Source organism: Pseudomonas sp. NBRC 100443 (assembly GCF_030268185.1).
GTDB lineage: Bacteria > Pseudomonadota > Gammaproteobacteria > Pseudomonadales > Pseudomonadaceae > Pseudomonas > Pseudomonas citronellolis.
Genome location: NZ_BSQE01000014.1, coordinates 44,412 through 63,423, shown reverse-complemented (window position 1 = coordinate 63,423; position 19,012 = coordinate 44,412). Strand labels below are relative to the sequence as shown.

The window sequence follows — 19,012 nt, the reverse complement described above, 5'->3', positions numbered from 1 at the left end:
TGCCGGGCGAATCAGACGGTCAGACGCTTGCGGCCCTTGGCGCGACGACGCGACAGAACCTGACGGCCGTTCTTGGTGGCCATGCGAGCGCGGAAACCGTGGACGCGAGCGCGCTTGAGAGTGCTGGGTTGGAAAGTACGTTTCATTGTTCGGTACCTGGATTGATGACCTGAGGTCGCAGGGACCCCGTTTAAAGAGACCGGCGATTCTAGTGAAAACACCGGTGCAGGTCAATTTCCAACCAGCCGGTAATTGCCCAGCGGCTTTCTGCAGAAATAGAAAGCAAGGAAAAGGTTTCTTAAAAGATGGTGAAAGCGATTGTTACTAGATAGCGTCCGATCTGTGGATAAGTCAATTCCGGCCACTGTTTCCGCGGTACGGCGGATTTGACGAAGGTGTCGAGAAGCGGTGACCCTCCTGTGCGGCGGCAGTGGATAATCTGGGGAAGAAAGACCGGTTTGTCCACAGCGGAAGTTCTCAACAGCTTTCCAGCCTGGTTCATCCCCCATCGGCGCAGGGGTTATCCACAACTTTCAGGGTGCGCCGGCTGTTGCCATGTGCCATCATTAAGGCCTTGATTTTGCTTGCCCACTTGTTGATTTCTCATGTGGATAAGTCGCTAGCGCACGGCTACAATTGCGCTTTCCTTTTCGTTCCATTCCTTTCCAATCTCCTGGGGGATACCCGTGTCCGTGGAACTCTGGCAGCAGTGCGTGGAATTGCTCCGCGACGAGCTGCCATCCCAGCAATTCAACACCTGGATCCGGCCGCTGCAGGTCGAGGCCGAGGGCGAGGAGCTGCGTGTCTACGCACCGAACCGCTTCGTGTTGGACTGGGTCAACGAAAAATACATGGGGCGTCTGCTCGAACTGCTGGGTGAGCGTGGCAATGGGCAGATTCCCGCCCTCTCGCTGCTCATCGGCAGCCGCCGCAGCCGGGCCCCGCGTCCTGCGCTGATGCCGCAGAGCCACGCGATGCCCGCGCCGACCATCACCCCGCCGCCCTCGCCGGCGCAGGTGCGCGCAGCCAAGGCCCAGGCCTACCAGGCCGAGGCACCGGCCCAGGCCGAAGCGGCCAGCCGCGTGCAACAGATGCAGCTCAACGTGCAGGAGCCGATGCCCGACATCGACGAGTCCAGCCCGAGCATCGACCCGCTGGCCGCCGCAGCGGCCATGCCTGCGGCGCCGGCGGTACGCACCGAGCGCAACGTGCAGGTGGAGGGCGCGCTCAAGCACACCAGCTATCTGAACCGCACCTTCACCTTCGAGAACTTCGTCGAGGGCAAGTCCAACCAACTGGCCCGCGCCGCGGCCTGGCAGGTGGCGGACAACCTCAAGCACGGCTACAACCCGCTCTTCCTTTATGGGGGCGTGGGCCTGGGCAAGACGCACCTGATGCACGCCGTGGGCAACCACCTGCTGAAGAAGAACCCGAACGCCAAGGTCGTGTACCTGCATTCGGAGCGCTTCGTCGCGGACATGGTCAAGGCCCTGCAGCTGAACGCCATCAACGAGTTCAAGCGCTTCTACCGCTCGGTGGACGCCCTGCTGATCGACGACATCCAGTTCTTCGCCCGCAAGGAGCGTTCCCAGGAAGAGTTCTTCCATACCTTCAACGCCCTCCTGGAAGGCGGCCAGCAGGTGATCCTCACCAGCGACCGCTACCCGAAGGAGATCGAAGGCCTGGAAGAGCGCCTGAAATCGCGCTTCGGCTGGGGCCTGACGGTGGCGGTGGAGCCGCCGGAACTGGAAACCCGCGTGGCCATCCTGATGAAGAAGGCCGAGCAGGCGAAGGTGGAGTTGCCGCACGACGCGGCCTTCTTCATCGCCCAGCGCATCCGCTCCAACGTGCGCGAGCTTGAGGGGGCCCTGAAAAGGGTGATCGCCCACTCCCACTTCATGGGCCGGCCGATCACCATCGAGCTGATCCGCGAGTCGCTGAAGGACCTGCTGGCCCTGCAGGATAAGCTGGTCAGCATCGACAACATCCAGCGCACCGTCGCCGAGTACTACAAGATCAAGATCGCCGACCTGCTGTCCAAGCGCCGTTCGCGCTCGGTGGCGCGTCCGCGCCAGGTGGCCATGGCCCTGTCCAAGGAACTGACCAACCACAGCCTGCCGGAGATCGGCGTGGCTTTCGGTGGTCGGGACCACACCACGGTGCTGCACGCCTGTCGTAAGATCGCTCAACTGAAGGAATCCGACGCGGACATCCGCGAGGACTACAAGAACCTGCTGCGTACGCTGACCACCTGAGGCCAAGCTGCAGCCCCACGAGGCAAGGGATTAGACCATGCATTTCACCATTCAACGCGAAGCTCTGTTGAAACCCCTGCAACTGGTCGCTGGTGTGGTCGAACGCCGCCAGACGCTGCCGGTTCTGTCCAACGTACTGCTGGTGGTCCAGGGCCAGCAGCTGTCGCTGACCGGTACCGACCTCGAGGTCGAACTGATTGGCCGCGTCACCCTGGAAGAGCCGGCCGAACCGGGCGAGATCACCGTTCCGGCGCGCAAGCTCATGGACATCTGCAAGAGCCTGCCCAGCGACGCGCTGATCGACATCCGCGTCGACGAGCAGAAGCTGCTGGTGAAGGCCGGCCGTAGCCGCTTCTCCCTGTCGACGCTGCCGGCCAACGACTTCCCCTCCGTGGAGGAAGGCCCGGGCTCGCTGACCTTCAGCCTGGTGCAGAGCAAGCTGCGCCGCCTGATCGACCGCACCAGCTTCGCCATGGCCCAGCAGGACGTGCGCTATTACCTCAACGGCATGCTGCTGGAAGTCTCCAGCGGCACTCTGCGCGCCGTGGCCACCGACGGCCATCGCCTGGCCATGTGCTCCTTCACCGGCGGCGTGCCGGAAGCCCAGGACCGCCACCAGGTCATCGTGCCGCGCAAGGGCATCCTGGAACTGGCGCGCCTGCTCACCGAGCAGGACGGCCAGGTGGACATCGTCCTCGGCCAGCACCACATCCGCGCCACCACCGGCGAATTCACCTTCACTTCCAAGCTGGTGGACGGCAAGTTCCCCGACTATGAGCGCGTGCTGCCCAAGGGCGGCGACAAGCTGGTGATCGGCGACCGCCAACTGCTGCGCGAGGCCTTCAGCCGTACCGCGATCCTCTCCAACGAGAAGTACCGCGGCATTCGCCTGCAACTGACCTCCGGCCTGCTGAAGATCCAGGCGAACAACCCGGAGCAGGAGGAAGCGGAGGAAGAAGTGCAGGTCGACTACAACGGCAGCAGCCTGGAAATCGGCTTCAACGTCAGCTACCTGCTGGACGTACTGGGCGTGATGGGCACCGAGCAGGTTCGCATGATCCTCTCCGACGCCAACAGCAGCGCCCTGCTGCAGGAAGCCGACAACGACGACTCCGCCTATGTCGTCATGCCGATGCGTCTCTGACCTTCACTGAATGTCACTGACCCGCGTCTCGGTCACCGCGGTGCGCAACCTGCACCCGGTGACCTTCTCCCCCTCCCCTCGCATCAACATCCTCTACGGCGAAAACGGCAGCGGCAAGACCAGCGTGCTCGAAGCCGTCCACCTGCTCGGCCTCGCCCGCTCCTTCCGTAGCCAGCGCCTGCAACCGGTCATCCAGTACGAACAGGCCGCCTGCACCGTCTTCGGCCAGGTTCAGCTTGCCAATGGCATGACCAGCAACCTGGGTATTTCCCGGGAGCGCCAGGGCGAGTTCCAGATTCGCATCGATGGCCAGAATGCGCGCAGCACTGCGCAGCTGGCGGAAACCTTGCCGTTGCAGTTGATCAACCCGGACAGCTTCCGCCTGCTGGAAGGCGCGCCGAAGATTCGCCGGCAGTTCCTCGACTGGGGAGTGTTCCACGTGGAACAACGCTTCATGGTCGCCTGGCAGCGGCTGCAGAAGGCGCTGCGCCAGCGGAACTCGTGGCTCCGACATGGTAGACTGGACGGTGCTTCGCAGGCTGCCTGGGATCGCGAATTGTGTACTGCCAGCGACGAAATCGATGGCTATCGGCGGTCCTATATCCAGGCCCTCAAACCGGTCTTCGAACAGACGCTGGGAGAGTTGATCCAGTTGGACCAGCTCACCCTTAGCTATTACCGCGGCTGGGACAAGGATCGCGAGCTGAGCGAGGTATTGAACGGCAGCTTGTTGCGCGACCAGCAGATGGGGCATACCCAGGCTGGACCGCAACGGGCCGATCTACGAATTCGCCTGGGCGGGCATAACGCGGCGGAGATCCTGTCGCGGGGGCAGCAGAAACTGGTGGTCTGCGCCCTGCGTATTGCCCAGGGGCACCTGATCAATCAGGCCAAGCGAGGACAGTGCGTCTACCTGGTGGACGACCTGCCCTCGGAACTCGACGAAAAGCACCGGCGTTCGTTGTGCCGGTTGCTTGAAGACTTGGGTTGCCAGGTATTCATCACCTGCGTCGACCCTGAACCATTGAAGGACGGCTGGCGAACGGATACGCCGGTTGCGATGTTCCACGTGGAACATGGGCATGTCTCTCAGACCACCCTCGGGAGTGAAGAATGAGCGAGAACAACACGTACGACTCTAACAGCATCAAGGTGCTGAAGGGGCTGGACGCGGTACGCAAGCGTCCTGGTATGTACATCGGCGACACGGACGACGGCACCGGCCTGCACCACATGGTGTTCGAGGTGCTGGACAACTCGATCGACGAGGCCCTGGCTGGCTACTGCAGCGAGATCAGCGTCACCATCCACACCGATGAGTCGATCACCGTCCGCGACAACGGCCGTGGCATTCCGGTCGATATCCACAAGGAAGAAGGGGTTTCCGCGGCCGAGGTCATCATGACCGTGCTGCACGCCGGCGGTAAGTTCGACGACAACTCCTACAAGGTTTCCGGTGGCTTGCACGGTGTGGGTGTGTCCGTGGTGAACGCGCTCTCCGAGGAGCTGCGCCTGACCATCCGCCGCGAAGGCAAGGTCTGGGAGCAGATCTACCGTCACGGCGTGCCGCAGTTCCCGCTGCGCCCGGTGGGCGAGACCGATGGCTCGGGTACCGAGGTGCACTTCAAGGCCTCCAACGAGACCTTCACCAGCATCCATTTCAGCTGGGACATCCTGGCCAAGCGCATCCGCGAGCTGTCCTTCCTCAACTCCGGCGTGGGCATCCTGCTGCGCGACGAACGCACCGGCAAGGAAGAGCTGTTCAAGTACGAGGGCGGCCTGCGCGCCTTCGTCGAGTATCTGAACACCAACAAGAACATCGTCAACCAGGTGTTCCACTTCAACACCCAGCGCGAAGAAGACGGCGTTGGCGTGGAAGTCGCCCTGCAGTGGAACGACAGCTTCAACGAGAACATCCTCTGCTTCACCAACAACATTCCGCAGCGTGACGGCGGTACCCACCTGGCGGGCTTCCGCTCTGCCCTCACCCGCCACCTGAACAACTACATCGAGCAGGAAGGCCTGGCGAAGAAATACAAGATCGCCACCACCGGCGACGACGCCCGTGAAGGCCTGACCGCGATCATTTCGGTGAAGGTGCCGGATCCGAAGTTCAGCTCGCAGACCAAGGACAAGCTGGTGTCCTCCGAGGTGAAGACCGCGGTGGAACAGGAAATGGGCAAGTACTTCGCCGACTTCCTGCTGGAGAACCCCAACGAGGCCAAGGCCGTGGTCGGCAAGATGATCGACGCCGCCCGCGCCCGCGAGGCCGCGCGCAAGGCCCGCGAGATGACGCGCCGCAAGGGCGCGCTGGACATCGCCGGCCTGCCGGGCAAGCTCGCCGACTGCCAGGAGAAGGACCCCGCCCTCTCCGAGCTGTACATCGTGGAAGGTGACTCCGCGGGCGGTTCTGCCAAGCAGGGCCGTAACCGCAAGACCCAGGCGATCCTGCCGCTCAAGGGCAAGATCCTCAACGTCGAGAAGGCTCGCTTCGACAAGATGCTGTCCTCCCAGGAGGTCGGCACCCTGATCACCGCGCTGGGCTGCGGCATCGGGCGCGAGGAGTACAACATCGACAAGCTGCGCTACCACAACATCATCATCATGACCGATGCTGACGTCGACGGTTCGCACATCCGTACCCTGCTGCTGACCTTCTTCTTCCGCCAGCTGCCCGAGCTGGTCGAGCGCGGCTACATCTACATCGCCCAGCCGCCGCTGTACAAGGTGAAGAAAGGCAAGCAGGAGCAGTACATCAAGGACGACGTGGCCATGGAGGAATACATGACCCAGTCGGCCCTCGAAGACGCCAGCGTGCACGTCAACGAAAGCGCCCCGGGCCTGTCCGGCGAAGCGCTGGAGAAGCTGGTCAACGAGTACCGCACCGTCATGCGTACCCTCTCCCGCCTGTCGCGCCTGTACCCGCAGGACCTGACCGAGCACTTCGTCTACCTGCCGCGCATCGACGTCGAGCAGCTGGGCGACCAGGCCGCCATGCAGGCCTGGCTGGAGCAGTACCAGGCGCGCCTGAAGACTTCCGAGAAGTCCGGCCTGACCTACACCGCCAGCCTGCGCGAAGACCGCGAGCGCCACCTGTGGCTGCCCGAGGTGGAGATGGTCGCCCACGGCCTGTCCAACTACGTGACCTTCAACCGCGACTTCTTCGCCAGCAACGACTACCGCTCGGTCACCGAGCTGGGCGCCAAGCTGAACAGCCTGATGGAAGAAGGCGCCTACGTGCAGAAGGGCGAGCGCAAGCGGCCGGTCTCCAGCTTCAAGGAAGCCCTGGAATGGCTGATGGCCGAAGGCACCAAGCGCCACAGCATCCAGCGATACAAAGGCCTCGGCGAGATGAACCCGGACCAGCTGTGGGAAACCACCATGGACCCGAACGTGCGCCGCATGCTGAAGGTGACCATCGAGGACGCCATCGCCGCCGACCAGATCTTCAACACCCTGATGGGCGATGCCGTGGAGCCGCGCCGCGACTTCATCGAAAGCAACGCCCTGGCGGTGTCGAACCTGGATGTGTGATGGGTGGGGGCTGACAACGTTGAACGGATATCCTGCTAGACGTTAACTGCCCTGCTGCTCTTGAAAACCCCGGCTCTCCGAAAGGTCAGCCGGGGTTTTTTATGGCTGGTCGCCAGAATGGTTGCTATTGGCGTTGCTCGGTGATCGAGCGTGAATCATCCGAGCTTCTGCAGCCTTGGCTTGTCTAGTCGCTATTGTCGTCGATGGCTATGGCCGGGCCGAACAGCTCCAGGGAACTGGATGCCTCCGCAAAGCGATAGCCCATCGCTCTATAACCTGCCTCCCGCTTGCCCCACATCCGAAGCAAGGCAGGGTGCCCTGCGTCGACGAAGTCGATGATGCGCACGTCAGCCTTGCTCGAATGTTCACGGTGGAGCCGCCCCGCATACTGTTGAAGCGTTCCCTTCCAGGAGACCGGCATGGCCAGTATGAGCGTATCCAGGGGCGGATGATCGAAGCCTTCGCCCACCAGCTTGCCGGTGGCCAGGATTACCCGGGGTGCATCGGCAGGCAGGGCCGCCAACCCCTCCATGAGGGCTGCACGCTGTTTCCTGGAAAGCCGGCCATGCAGTGCGAACAGATTCTTGATCTGCCCAGGCAATCTTTCCTCGAGCGCATTGAGATGGTCCGTTCGCTCCGTCAGCACCAGGATCTTCCTCCCCTGGTTGAAGGCAGCAACCACCTCGGCAACGATGCGCTCCGTCCTCTCCGTATCCCTGGCAATCAGCAGGAAGACTTCCTGGATACCCGCCCCTTCTTGCGTAACGATCGGCCTGGACGACCACCGCGGTAGTACGAGCAGATCGACAGGGGCGCTTTCGGGCCTGGCCGCCGTATGCCGTATCGGCCCGCACTGCATGAAGATAATCGGCTGCTGGCCATCCCGGCGTATCGGTGTGGCTGTCAGGCCCAGCACATACCTGGCAGGAGCGCTCTTCAGGATGGCCTCGAACGAAAAGGCCGACAGGTGATGGCATTCATCCACGATGATTTGCCCGTACCGCTTCACTTGCTCGTCGACCTCGCCCTTGCGGGATAGCGACTGCATCAAGGCGACGTCGATGATGCCCGTGGGCCTTGCCTTGCCTCCTCCGATACTGCCGACAACGGCCTTGTCGACGCCGAGGAAAGCCTGCAGGCGCTCTTTCCACTGCTGCAGTAGTTCGGTCCTGTGCACCAGTATCAATGTGTTCACTCGCCGTCTGGCGATCAGGGCCGCGGCGGTAACGGTTTTTCCGAATGCGGTGGGTGCACAAAGAACCCCCGTCTCGTATTGCGTTACGGCTTCGAGGGCGGCTTCCTGGTCAGGACGTAGCTTGCCTGCGAAGTCGACTTCGATGGGCTGCCCTGCGTAGCGCTCATCCTGAACCACGAGGTTGATGGCATTCTCGTGCAGCAGCGCCCGTACTTCATCGAGGCAGCCCCGAGGCAGGGCAATGTGGCGAGGGAAGTTCTCTGCGCAACCGATGATCCGCGGCTTGTTCCATACTGGCAGGCGCATGGCCTGGGCCTTGTAGAACTCGGGGTTCTGGAAGGCCGCCAACCTGATCAGCTTGTTGACCAACGGCTGAGGGAGTTCCGTCTTTTCGAAATAGATCTGGTTGGCCAGCGTCACATTCACCGAGCTTGGCAGAGGGACGCTCAATTTCCTGGGTGTCGCCGAGGGCTCATGCCAGGGTTTGCGTTCATCCTCATCCGTCACCTCGATGACATCCAGGGGATGACGCCCCTCCGTCGCCTGTAGCGTAGTGGCGGCAATGGCTTGCACGGGCATCGGCTGAAGGCTGGCCAGGAATGCCCATTGATCCGGATAGGGAGCCAGTGCTTCGTCGACGAAGACGCTCCCGCCATGCGCGCGAGCCTGCTTCTGCAGGGGTAAGGCGATGAGGTTGCCAAAGCCGCCCTTGGGCATGCTGTCCTGATTCGGAAACAACCGATCGTAGGACGCCAGCGTCAATTGGCGGGTACGGTCGCAGGTGTGGCTGATGATGGCCGAGCCGAGTTGCCGGGCCTCATGGGCGGGAACCTTGTGTTCGAAGAATATCCAGGCGTGGGCGCCATTGCCGGAGCGCGAAACCTCCAACGCAACAGGTACGTTCAGCTCTTGGCATGAGCGGACGAACGCCCGGGCATCGTCTCGCCAATCGGCTTCGTCAAAATCCACTGCGAGGAAATGGCAGGTGTCATCCGGGAGCAGTGGATACACGCCGATCACGATCTCTCCGGCCAGATGCCTGTAGAGCACCTGGTCGGTGAGTGGCAGTAGTTGGCGATGCGAGCAATCTCCGCATTTGATCCGAGGCTTCTGGCATATGCCCGGCCGCCATTCATTGGCACAGGCAGGCGAGTAGCCTGATTTGCCAGCCTTGCTTTCCCAGCGTATGGGGAACACATCGGCCCTGCCGCGGAAAAGACGTTTGAAGAGCGCCAGCTTTGCGTCCGTATCGAGATGCTTGGTTGGCGTCGGGGGACGGCTCGGTCGCCCGTCAGGCAGGCGCCAGTCGATGCCATGGGCTTCCAGTAGCTCGATCAAGCGAGCGTTCTCCGCCCGCAAATGTTCCAACTGATCCTTATCGACCTTCACAATGAAACGACCTTCTTTCGACCTCTCATCGGCCATCAGGTCGTGGGCCTGACGGCAAATCATTACCATAAAGCCAAATTGCCGAGCGGTGGTTGTAATGCTGTTTTTAGGCTCTGCCATGGTTCAGCGAAGGCATCCTGGCTCTGGTTCCGCTCCCTCACCCCAGCCCTCTCCCAGAGGGAGAGGGGGTTGTTCGGAGCAGTCGGAGAGTTCGGCGTCGTCCTGAAGCGCCTGATCGTCCCCGTCACTCTCGCGAGCGAAGGAGCGCGTAGGGCGCATAACCGTTCGCGGTTATCCGCCGTTGGCCGTGCCACCGGGGCGTTCGGCGGGGCTGGTGAGGCCAATCGCGGACGGAGTCCGCTCCTACGCCCGTGCTTCCCTGAACCGTAGGAGCAACCTTGCCGGTCGTGCCGAGGTGCTCTTCGTAGGATGGGTTGAGCCTGCGAAACCCATGCGGTTGCGGTGATGGGTATCGCTTCGCTCAACCCATCCTACGAGGAGACTCCGTAGGACTCCGTTCGTGATTCGGCGGATAACGCCGTAGGCGTTATGCGCCCTACGCCGGGATATGGCGAGGTCGGGGCGGAGGGCCTCTTCCCTATAGGAAACGCCATGAGGGCAATTGTTGGGCTTGCTCCGAAGCCGCTCTCCGACCAAGGAGGGCGTTTATGCGGAAAACGGATTCAGAACCCCGCACCAGGCCTTAGCGGAAAGACCGCCTCGGGGTAGCCTGCATCCTCGGGAATGCACAGATGGCGGATGCCGCCAATTTCCTCCAGCCAAGGCTGCTCGCTACCCGCGCGCCGTGCCAGGAGGATGCCGCTCTCCTCGAACAGTTCGCGCAGCCTCGCCACGCGGAAACGCAGTTCGTCGTCGTCCAGGGCATCCGCGCCCAGGCAGTGCTGACGGAGCCGCGCATGGCCGTCGGCCTGTTCCACCTTGCCGCCGGGGAACACCAGGGTGCCGCCGCAGAAGGCCGCCTGGGGATTGCGCAGCAGCATGACGCGGTTCGATCGAAGGCATGGCGAGCGCTCTTCCCTGGGGCCTGTCCTTGAGCTTATAGGCCGCCTGGGACGCGCGTGGAGGGCGTATCGGACAAAATCCAGGGGATGGTGCCGTAGCGCCTTATCGTGCGCCAGAAGCGAAAACAGGGCCCTTTGGGCCCTGTTCGCTACAGCTGGGTTATCCGCCTCAGGCCACGTCGGCCTTGGGGGTTGCCTGCGCCGGCAGCTCGCCCATCTCGCGCAGCGTCCGCGCCACCCATTCCTCGGCGCGCTGGTTGAGTTCGGCGATGGCGCGCGGGCCCTCGCCTTCGGCGTGCATCGCCGGACCGAACACCACTTCGATGGTGCCCGGGTGCTTGGCCCAGCCGTTCTTCGGCCAGCAGTGGCCGGCGTTGTGGGCGATGGGCAGCACCGGCAGGCCGGCGTTCACCGCCAGGGCCGCGCCGCCGCGGGAGAACTTGCCCAGCTCGCCGGTGGGGATGCGCGTGCCTTCCGGGAAGATCAGCACCCAGGCGCCCTGCTGCAGGCGCTCGTGGCCTTGCTTGGCGAGCTGCTTGAGGGCCAGCTTGGGCTGGCTGCGGTCGATGGCGATGGGCCTGAGCAGGGCCAGGGCCCAGCCGAAGAAGGGCACGAACAGCAGCTCGCGCTTGAGCACCTGGCTCAGCGGCTCGAAGTAGCCGGAGAGGAAGAAGGTTTCCCAGGTGCTCTGGTGCTTGGAGAGGATCACACAGGGCTTCTGCGGGATGTTCTCCAGGCCGCTCAGGCGGTAGCGCACGCCGACCATGTGCCAGGCCAGCCAGACGGCGAAGCGGCACCAGCGCTGGACCACGAAGCGGTAGCGCGCGCGGAACGGCAGGAAGGGCGCGATCAGCAGGCTGAGGGTGCCCCAGAGGAAGGCGCTGGCGGACAGCAGCAGGTAGAAAAGAACGGTTCTGGTGGCCTGCACTGTCGACATGGTCAGCGGGTCCTTAGGGCAAGAGGTGGGAGGCGACGGCGGCCAGGTCGTCGAAGACCAGCGTGCCTTCGGGCAGCGGTTTGGCCAGGGTACGTTCGCCCTTGCCGGTTTTCACCAGCACGGGCTGACAGTCGACGGCCAGGGCGGCGTCCAGGTCACCCCGGGTGTCGCCGACGAACCATACGCCCTTGAGCGGAACGTCGTAGTGCGCGGCGATCTGCCTGAGCATACCCGGCTTCGGCTTGCGGCACTCGCAGCCTTCGTCGGGTCCATGGGGGCAATGGACGATCAGCCCCAGTTCGCCGCCCTGTTCCGCCACCAGTTCGCGCAGCCGCGCGTGCATGCTTTCCAGTGTCGCCAGGTCGTAGTAGCCGCGGGCGATGCCGGACTGGTTGGTGGCCACCGCGACCGTCCAGCCGGCCTTGCTCAGGCGGGCGATGGCGGCGATGGCGCCGGGAATGGGAATCCACTCGTCGAGGGATTTGATGTACGCGTCGGAGTCCTGGTTGATGACGCCGTCGCGGTCGACGATCAATAACTTCATAGCTTTAGCCAGAGGCTTGAAGCCGGAAGCTTGAAGCGGGAAAAAATTCCAGCTTCAGGCTTCCAGCTTCCAGCTCCATTACCCCAACAGAGAGATATCGGCGACGCCGAGGAACAGCCCACGCAGCTTCGCCAGCAGGGCGTAGCGGTTGGCGCGCACGGCGCTGTCGTCGGCGTTGACCAGGACTTCCTCGAAGAAGGCGTCCACCGGTGCGCGCAGTGCCGCCAGGCGGGCCAGGGCGGCGCGGTAGTCGCGCGCCCGGGCCAGCGGCGCCACTTCGCCTTCGGCGGCCGCCACGGCGCTGCCCAGGGCCTTCTCGGCGGCCTCGTTGAGCAGGCCGGCATTCACGCTCTGCGGCACCTCTCCTTCGGCCTTGGCGAGGATGTTGGACACGCGCTTGTTGGCGGCGGCCAGGGCCTCGGCTTCGGGCAGTTGGCGGAAGGCCTGCACGGCCTGCACGCGCTGGTCGAAGTCCAGCGGCGCGGTCGGCGTCAGGGCGCGCACGGCCTGGTACACGGCGACGTCTACGCCTTCGTCCTCGTAGCGCGCGCGCAGGCGGTCGAAGATGAAGTCCTGGACCTGGGCGGCCAGGCCCTCGGCCTTGACCTTGTCGCCGTACTGGCCGACGGCGAAGGCGATGGCCTCGCCCAGGTCGAGGTCCAGCTGCTTCTCGATGAGGATGCGCAGCACGCCAAGGGCGGCGCGGCGCAGGGCGTACGGGTCCTTGCTGCCGGTGGGCAGCATGCCGATGCCGAAGATGCCGACCAGGGTGTCGAGCTTGTCGGCCACCGCCACCGCGGCACCGGTCAGGGTGCTTGGCAGCTCGGCGCCGGCGCCGCGCGGCATGTACTGCTCGTTCAGCGCCAGGGCGACGTCGTTGGCTTCACCACCGGCAGTGGCGTAGTAGTAGCCGGCGATGCCCTGCATCTCCGGGAACTCGCCGACCATCTCGGTGGCCAGGTCGCACTTGGAGAGGATGCCGGCGCGGGCGGCGTTCTTCGCGTCACCGCCAATGCGCTCGGCGATGAAGGCGGCCAGGGCGGAGACGCGCTCGGCCTTGTCGAACACGGTGCCGAGCTGGGCCTGGAACACCACGTTCTTCAGGCGCTCGTTGAAGCGCTCCAGCGGCTGCTTCTGGTCCTGCTTGAAGAAGAACTCGGCGTCGGTCAGGCGTGGGCGCACGACCTTCTCGTTGCCCGAGACGATGTGCTCGGGCGCCTTGCTCTGCACGTTGGCCACGGTGATGAAGCGCGGCAGCAGCTTGCCGTTGGCGTCCAGCAGGCAGAAGTACTTCTGGTTGTCCTGCATGGTGGTGATCAGCGCTTCCTGGGGCACGGCGAGGAAGCGTTCCTCGAAGGAGCACACCAGCGGCACCGGCCATTCGACCAGGGCGGTCACTTCGTCGAGCAGGGCCGGCGGCACGATGGCGCTGCCCTTCTGCTCGGCGGCAAGCTCGGCGACGCGCTTGGCGATGATTTCGCGGCGCTCGGCGAAGTCGGCCAGCACGTGGGCGCTGCGCAGGTCTTCCAGGTAGTTGGCGGGGCTGGAGATCAGCACGTTGTCCGGGTTGTGGAAGCGGTGGCCACGGGATTCACGGCCGGCCTTGCGGGTGAGGATCTCGCACTCCACCACCTCGTCGCCGAACAGCATCACCAGCCACTGCGTCGGACGCACGAACTCTTCGCGGCGGGCGGCCCAGCGCATGCGCTTGGGAATCGGCAGGTCGTTCAGCGAGGTTTCGACGATGCCCGGCAGCAGGCCTACGGCCGGCTGGCCGGCAATGGTCTGGCTGAACTTCAGTTTGGGCCCGCTCTGGTCGATCTGCGCCAGGTCCACGCCGCACTTCTTGGCGAAGCCCAGGGCGGCCTGGGTCGGGTTGCCGCTGGCGTCGAAGGCGGCCTGCAGTGGCGGGCCGTCAAGGTTCACGGTGCGGTCGGGCTGCTGCACGGCGAGCTGGTCGATCTGCACGGCCAGGCGGCGCGGCGCGGCGTAGTAGCGGGCGGCCGAGTAGGTCAGGCCTGCGGCCTTAAGGCCCTTCTCGATGCCGGCCAGGAAGGCTTCACCGAGGCTCTTCAGGGCCTTGGGGGGCAGCTCTTCGGTGCCCAGTTCGACGAGGAAATCCTTCGCGCTCATTATTCGGCCTCCTTCAGCTTGGCCAGTACTTCGTCACGCGCCAGCACTTCATCACGAAGAGCGGGGGTGGCCATCGGGAAGCCCAGGCGCGCGCGCGCCTGCAGGTAGCTCTGCGCCACGTTACGGGCCAGGGTGCGCACGCGCAGGATGTAGCGCTGACGCTCGGTCACCGAGATGGCGCGGCGCGCGTCCAGCAGGTTGAAGGTGTGCGAGGCCTTGAGGACCATCTCGTAGGTCGGCAGCGGCAGCTGCAGCTCGATCAGGCGGTTGGCTTCGCTTTCGTAGAAGTCGAACAGTTCGAACAGCTTCTCGACGTTGGCGTGCTCGAAGTTGTAGGTCGACTGCTCCACCTCGTTCTGGTGGAACACGTCGCCATAGGTGACCTTGCCGAACGGGCCGTCGGCCCACACCAGGTCGTACACCGAGTCGACGCCCTGGATGTACATGGCCAGGCGTTCCAGGCCGTAGGTGATCTCGCCGGTGACCGGGTAGCACTCGATGCCGCCGACCTGCTGGAAGTAGGTGAACTGGGTGACTTCCATGCCGTTCAGCCAGATTTCCCAGCCCAGGCCCCAGGCGCCGAGGGTCGGCGATTCCCAGTTGTCCTCGACGAAGCGGATGTCGTGCACCAGCGGGTCGATGCCGATGGCCTTCAGCGAGCCCAGGTAGAGCTCCTGGAAGTTCTCCGGGTTGGGCTTGAGCACCACCTGGAACTGGTAGTAGTGCTGCAGGCGGTTCGGGTTCTCGCCGTAGCGGCCGTCGGTGGGGCGGCGGCTGGGCTGCACGTAGGCGGCGTTCCAGGTCTCCGGGCCGATGGCGCGCAGGAAGGTGGCGGTATGGAAGGTGCCGGCGCCAACTTCCATGTCGTAGGGCTGCAGCACCACGCAGCCCTGGTCGGCCCAGTACTGTTGCAGGGCGAGGATCAGGTCCTGGAAGGTGCGCACGGCGGGCGTAGTCTGACTCACGAATTTCACCTGTGCTGGGTATGCGACGAAAACCCCGCAGTATACCCGAAGCCGCGCACCGCTTGGGGTGCGCGCACGTTTTCGGATGAATTCGCAAACGCCGGGAAGCGGGGATTGGACTGTATCTTCATACAGTATTCCGGCTATAGTGGGACTCCCTTCGCCCCGTCAGGACGACCGCCATGCCCCGCTGCTTCTGGTGCAACGACGACCCGCTGTACATCGCCTACCACGACACCGAGTGGGGCGTGCCGCAGAGAGACCCGCAGGCGCTGTTCGAAATGCTGGTGCTCGAAGGCGCCCAGGCCGGGCTGTCGTGGATCACCGTGCTGCGCAAGCGCGAGCGCTACCGCGAGGTGCTGTTCGGCTTCGACCCCGAACGCCTGGCGCGCATGAGCGACGAGGAGATCGAGCAGCGCATGCAGGATGCGGGCATCATCCGCAACCTGGCCAAGCTCAAGGCCGCGCGGCAGAACGCCCGGGCCTGGCTGGAACTGCCCGAGCCGGTGGAATTCCTCTGGTCCTTCGTCGGCGGCCAGCCGAAGGTCAACCATTTCAGCGGCCGCGGCGACGTCCCGGCGGTGACGCCCGAGGCAGAGGCCATGAGCCGCGCGCTGAAGAAGGCCGGCTTCACCTTCGTTGGGCCGACCATCTGCTACGCCTTCATGCAGGCCACGGGGATGGTGATGGACCACACCACCGATTGCGACCGCTACGCCGAGCTGTCCTGACTGCGGACGGAATTCGCTTCGACGCGCTCTTCGTAGGATGGGTTGAGCCTCGGCGAAACCCATGCGGCCATGGCGATGGGTATCGCTTCGCTCCACCCATCCTACGATCGTGAGCGGGCCCTGCCCGCGATTCGCGCGCAGGGCCCGCTCCTACATGGAAAGAAAAGGGCATGGCCGGATCACCCGGTGCGTGAATTCAGGCTGTTTCTATCGCCCCCATTGCCGAGCGCCTTTCGCCTTCGCCCATGCCCGCTGGTTAGAATGTGCGCATTCGGCTGAAGGAGCATTCCGTGGAGAAATTCAAAGGTGCCTTGGTGGTGGGTGGGCTGCGCCTGTTCGCCATGCTGCCCTGGCGGGCGGTGCAGGGGCTGGGGGCCGCCATCGGCTGGCTGATGTGGAAGCTGCCCAACCGCTCCCGCGAGGTGGCGCGCATCAATATCTCGCATTGCTTCCCCGAGCTGTCCGCCGCGGAGCTGGACAAGCTGCTGGGCCAGAGCCTGATGGACATCGGCAGGACCCTCACCGAGAGCGCCTGCGCCTGGATCTGGCCGCCGCAGAAGTCGCTGCAGTACATCCGCGAGGTCGAGGGCATGGAGGTGCTGGAAGAGGCCCTGGCCTCCGGCGACGGCCTGGTGGGCATCACCAGCCACCTGGGCAACTGGGAAGTGCTCAACCACTTCTACTGCTCCTACGCCAAGCCGATCATCTTCTACCGCCCGCCGAAGCTGAAGGCGGTGGACGAGCTGCTGAAGAAGCAGCGCGTGCAGCTGGGCAACCGCGTGGCGCCGTCGACCCCGGAAGGCATCATCAGCGTGATCAAGGAAGTGCGGCGCGGCGGCTGCGTCGGCATCCCGTGCGACCCGGAGCCGGACCTGGGCTCGGGGCTGTTCGTGCCCTACCTGGGCACCACCGCGCTGACCAGCAAGTTCGTGCCCTCGCTGCTGTCGCGCGGCAAGGCGCGCGGGGTGTTCTTCCACGCGGTGCGCCTGCCCGACGGCAGCGGCTACAAGGTGATCCTCGAAGCCGCGCCGGCGGACATGTACGACAAGGACATGGAAGTCTCGGTCGCCGCCCTGAGCCGCGAGCTGGCCCGCTACGTGCGCGACTACCCGAGCCAGTACATGTGGACCATGAAGCGCTTCAAGAAGCGCCCGGAAGGCGAAGCCAGGTGGTATTGAACTGACATGTGGGGATTGCCGACTACCGCCACCGCGCCCTTCTGCCCTTCTGAGGTCAGGGGCAGCGTCGTCGTTTCGCCCAGCGCGCCGCTGTGGAAGCGCATCCTGCAGTTCGCCGGGCCGGGCCTGCTGGTCTCCATCGGCTACATGGACCCGGGCAACTGGGCCACGGCCATCGAGGCCGGTTCCGGCTTCGGCTACCAGCTGCTCTACGTGGTGCTGCTGTCCAGCCTCGCCGGCATGGTCCTGCAGTGCCTGGCCATGCGCCTGGGCATCGTCACCGGGCAGGACCTGGCGCAGCTCTCGCGGCAGCGCTACAGCCCGGCCATGGCCAAGGTCCAGTGGCTGCTGGCGGAGCTGTCGATCATCGCCACGGACCTGGCCGAGGTGCTCGGCTGCGCCCTGGCCTTCCACCTGCTGCTGGGCGTGAACCTCACCGGCGGCATCCTCCTCACCGCCCTCGACACCCTGATCGTCCTCGGCCTCAAGGGCCAGCGCTTCCGTCACCTGGAGGCGATCATGCTGGGGCTGATCGTCACCATCAGCGCCTGCTACGTGGTCGAGCTGGTGCTGATCAAGCCGTACTGGCCGGACGTCGCCGCCGGCTTCGTGCCCAGCCTGGACACCCTCAGCCAGCGCGAGCCGCTGTACCTGGCCATCGGCATCCTCGGCGCCACCGTGATGCCGCACAACCTCTACCTGCACTCCTCCATCGTGCAGACCCGCGCGGTGGCCGGCAGCCAGGGCAAGGCCTCGGCGATCCGCCTGGCGCGGCTGGACACCGTGGTCTCGCTGAGCCTGGCGCTGCTGATCAACGCCGCCATCCTGATCCTCGCCGCCGCGGCCTTTCACGAGACCGGGCACGCCGACGTCACCGAGATCCAGGACGCCTACCGCCTGCTCGAACCCCTGGTCGGCGCCGGCCTGGCCGCCATCCTCTTCGGCGTCGCCCTGCTCGCCTCCGGACAGAGCTCCACCTTCACCGGCACCATCGCCGGCCAGGTGATCATGGAAGGCTTCCTGCAGATGAAGATTCCCTGCTGGCAGCGCCGCCTGATCACCCGCGCCCTGGCGCTGATCCCGGCGCTGCTGGGGGTGATGCTGATGGGCGACAGGGCGGTGGGCAAGCTGCTGGTGTTCAGCCAGGTGGTGCTCAGCCTGCAGCTGCCCTTCGCGCTCTGGCCGCTGATCCGCTTCACCAGCGACCGCGCGCTGATGGGCGAATTCGCCAACCGCTGGCCGACCCGCGCGCTGGCCTGGCTGCTTTTCGTGGTCATCAGCGGCGCCAACCTCTGGCTGCTGGGGCAACTGGCCGCTTGACCGGCGGCGGCGGATCGGGCCGACTATGTCGCTGACATTCCGGACGGATGCCGAGCATGGCGAATCAGAGGCAGTACCCGCGTACCCCGATGAAGTGCAGGATCAAGATCGTCCACCCCAGCTTCGGCGAGGTCATCGGCCACACCCGTGACCTCTCCGACGGCGGCGTCTACGTGCGCCACGCGGCGCTGGCCGGGCTTGCTCCCGGCACCCGCGTGCACGGCCAGGTGCAAGACCTGCCCATGGAAGCGCCGGTGCTGGAGATGGAAGTCATGCGCACCGACGCTGAAGGCGCCGGCCTGCGTTTCGTCGATTCCGACTGATAGTGGCTACTGCGGTGGGCTGGGGAACCTGCTCTCTGACACCGTAGGGGCGGATCTCATCCGCGAATCGCGCCGGGACGGCCGGCTATCGCGGACAAGGTCCGCTCCTACGGTGTGGATGGGCATGGCTTTTCGTAGGAGCGAGCTTGCTCGCGAAGGGTGTTCCGCCGGCAGGAATTGGCAGGGGTCCAAAGAACGCCCTCTCCCTAACCCTCTCCCTGAAGGGAGAGGGGACCGTTGGGCAGACGCTGATGTTATGGAGTCAGCCGGCTAGCACAGGGACTGCCGGCTGACACCAAATCTTCTCTCGGCACGGACAAGCTCCCTCTCCCTTCAGGGAGA

Annotated in this window: 15 protein-coding genes; 8 read left to right on the top strand and 7 right to left on the bottom strand. The window is 64.6% G+C overall.

What is annotated here, in order from left to right; all coding sequences use genetic code 11:
• Positions 1-11 precede the first annotated feature (11 nt).
• The gene (rpmH, locus tag QSJ95_RS18810; protein WP_003100258.1) at positions 12-146 is read right to left on the bottom strand and encodes a 50S ribosomal protein L34; all 135 of its coding nucleotides are present in this window, start codon (positions 144-146) and stop codon (positions 12-14) included.
• A 540-nt stretch (positions 147-686) separates the two neighbouring features.
• On the opposite strand from rpmH, the gene dnaA reads away from it, so the two are divergent.
• The 4 genes from dnaA to gyrB are packed head-to-tail and all read left to right on the top strand — an operon-like array spanning position 687 to position 6,933.
• The gene (gene dnaA / locus QSJ95_RS18805; protein WP_009614445.1) at positions 687-2,255 is read left to right on the top strand and encodes a chromosomal replication initiator protein DnaA; all 1,569 of its coding nucleotides are present in this window, start codon (positions 687-689) and stop codon (positions 2,253-2,255) included.
• Between the two features lie 37 nt (positions 2,256-2,292).
• Positions 2,293-3,399: a DNA polymerase III subunit beta gene (dnaN, locus tag QSJ95_RS18800; RefSeq protein ID WP_043313938.1), complete on the top strand. Its 1,107-nt coding sequence runs from the start codon at positions 2,293-2,295 to the stop codon at positions 3,397-3,399.
• 10 nt (positions 3,400-3,409) lie between these two features.
• On the top strand, positions 3,410-4,516 hold the full coding sequence (gene recF / locus QSJ95_RS18795) for a DNA replication/repair protein RecF (RefSeq protein WP_043313936.1): 1,107 nt from the start codon (positions 3,410-3,412) through the stop codon (positions 4,514-4,516).
• Positions 4,513-6,933 (top strand): DNA topoisomerase (ATP-hydrolyzing) subunit B, encoded by a 2,421-nt coding sequence (gene gyrB, locus QSJ95_RS18790; RefSeq protein ID WP_043313934.1) that lies wholly within the window; start codon positions 4,513-4,515, stop codon positions 6,931-6,933. The genes recF and gyrB overlap by 4 nt, the downstream gene beginning before the upstream one ends.
• Positions 6,934-7,117: 184 nt before the next feature.
• Here the strand turns inward: gyrB and QSJ95_RS18785 are convergent, their stop codons facing one another.
• From QSJ95_RS18785 to glyQ, 6 genes are all read right to left on the bottom strand, one after another.
• Positions 7,118-9,553 (bottom strand): TOTE conflict system archaeo-eukaryotic primase domain-containing protein, encoded by a 2,436-nt coding sequence (locus QSJ95_RS18785; protein WP_285644644.1) that lies wholly within the window; start codon positions 9,551-9,553, stop codon positions 7,118-7,120.
• 647 nt (positions 9,554-10,200) lie between these two features.
• A complete protein-coding gene (locus QSJ95_RS18780) occupies positions 10,201-10,518 on the bottom strand; it encodes an NUDIX hydrolase (RefSeq protein ID WP_043313931.1) in 318 nt (105 codons plus the stop codon).
• A 190-nt stretch (positions 10,519-10,708) separates the two neighbouring features.
• Positions 10,709-11,476 (bottom strand): lysophospholipid acyltransferase family protein, encoded by a 768-nt coding sequence (locus QSJ95_RS18775; RefSeq protein WP_009614452.1) that lies wholly within the window; start codon positions 11,474-11,476, stop codon positions 10,709-10,711.
• 13 nt (positions 11,477-11,489) lie between these two features.
• The gene (gene gmhB, locus QSJ95_RS18770) at positions 11,490-12,020 is read right to left on the bottom strand and encodes a D-glycero-beta-D-manno-heptose 1,7-bisphosphate 7-phosphatase (protein ID WP_043313928.1); all 531 of its coding nucleotides are present in this window, start codon (positions 12,018-12,020) and stop codon (positions 11,490-11,492) included.
• Positions 12,021-12,098: 78 nt separating this feature from the next.
• On the bottom strand, positions 12,099-14,153 hold the full coding sequence (gene glyS, locus QSJ95_RS18765) for a glycine--tRNA ligase subunit beta (RefSeq protein ID WP_285644492.1): 2,055 nt from the start codon (positions 14,151-14,153) through the stop codon (positions 12,099-12,101).
• Entirely contained in the window at positions 14,153-15,118 is a 966-nt protein-coding gene (gene glyQ / locus QSJ95_RS18760; RefSeq protein ID WP_009614458.1) for a glycine--tRNA ligase subunit alpha, read from the bottom strand. The genes glyS and glyQ overlap by 1 nt, the downstream gene beginning before the upstream one ends.
• Positions 15,119-15,300: 182 nt before the next feature.
• Between glyQ and QSJ95_RS18755 the strand changes: the two genes are divergently transcribed.
• The 4 genes from QSJ95_RS18755 to QSJ95_RS18740 all read left to right on the top strand — a co-directional run bounded on the left by QSJ95_RS18755 (position 15,301) and on the right by QSJ95_RS18740 (position 18,670).
• Positions 15,301-15,849, top strand: coding sequence for a DNA-3-methyladenine glycosylase I (locus QSJ95_RS18755; protein ID WP_069862874.1), 549 nt, complete (start codon positions 15,301-15,303; stop codon positions 15,847-15,849).
• 290 nt (positions 15,850-16,139) lie between these two features.
• On the top strand, positions 16,140-17,027 hold the full coding sequence (locus tag QSJ95_RS18750; protein WP_009614460.1) for a lysophospholipid acyltransferase: 888 nt from the start codon (positions 16,140-16,142) through the stop codon (positions 17,025-17,027).
• 6 nt (positions 17,028-17,033) lie between these two features.
• A complete protein-coding gene (locus tag QSJ95_RS18745) occupies positions 17,034-18,347 on the top strand; it encodes an Nramp family divalent metal transporter (RefSeq protein WP_281687811.1) in 1,314 nt (437 codons plus the stop codon).
• A gap of 56 nt (positions 18,348-18,403) precedes the next feature.
• Positions 18,404-18,670 (top strand): PilZ domain-containing protein, encoded by a 267-nt coding sequence (locus QSJ95_RS18740; protein ID WP_009614462.1) that lies wholly within the window; start codon positions 18,404-18,406, stop codon positions 18,668-18,670.
• Positions 18,671-19,012 lie beyond the last annotated feature (342 nt).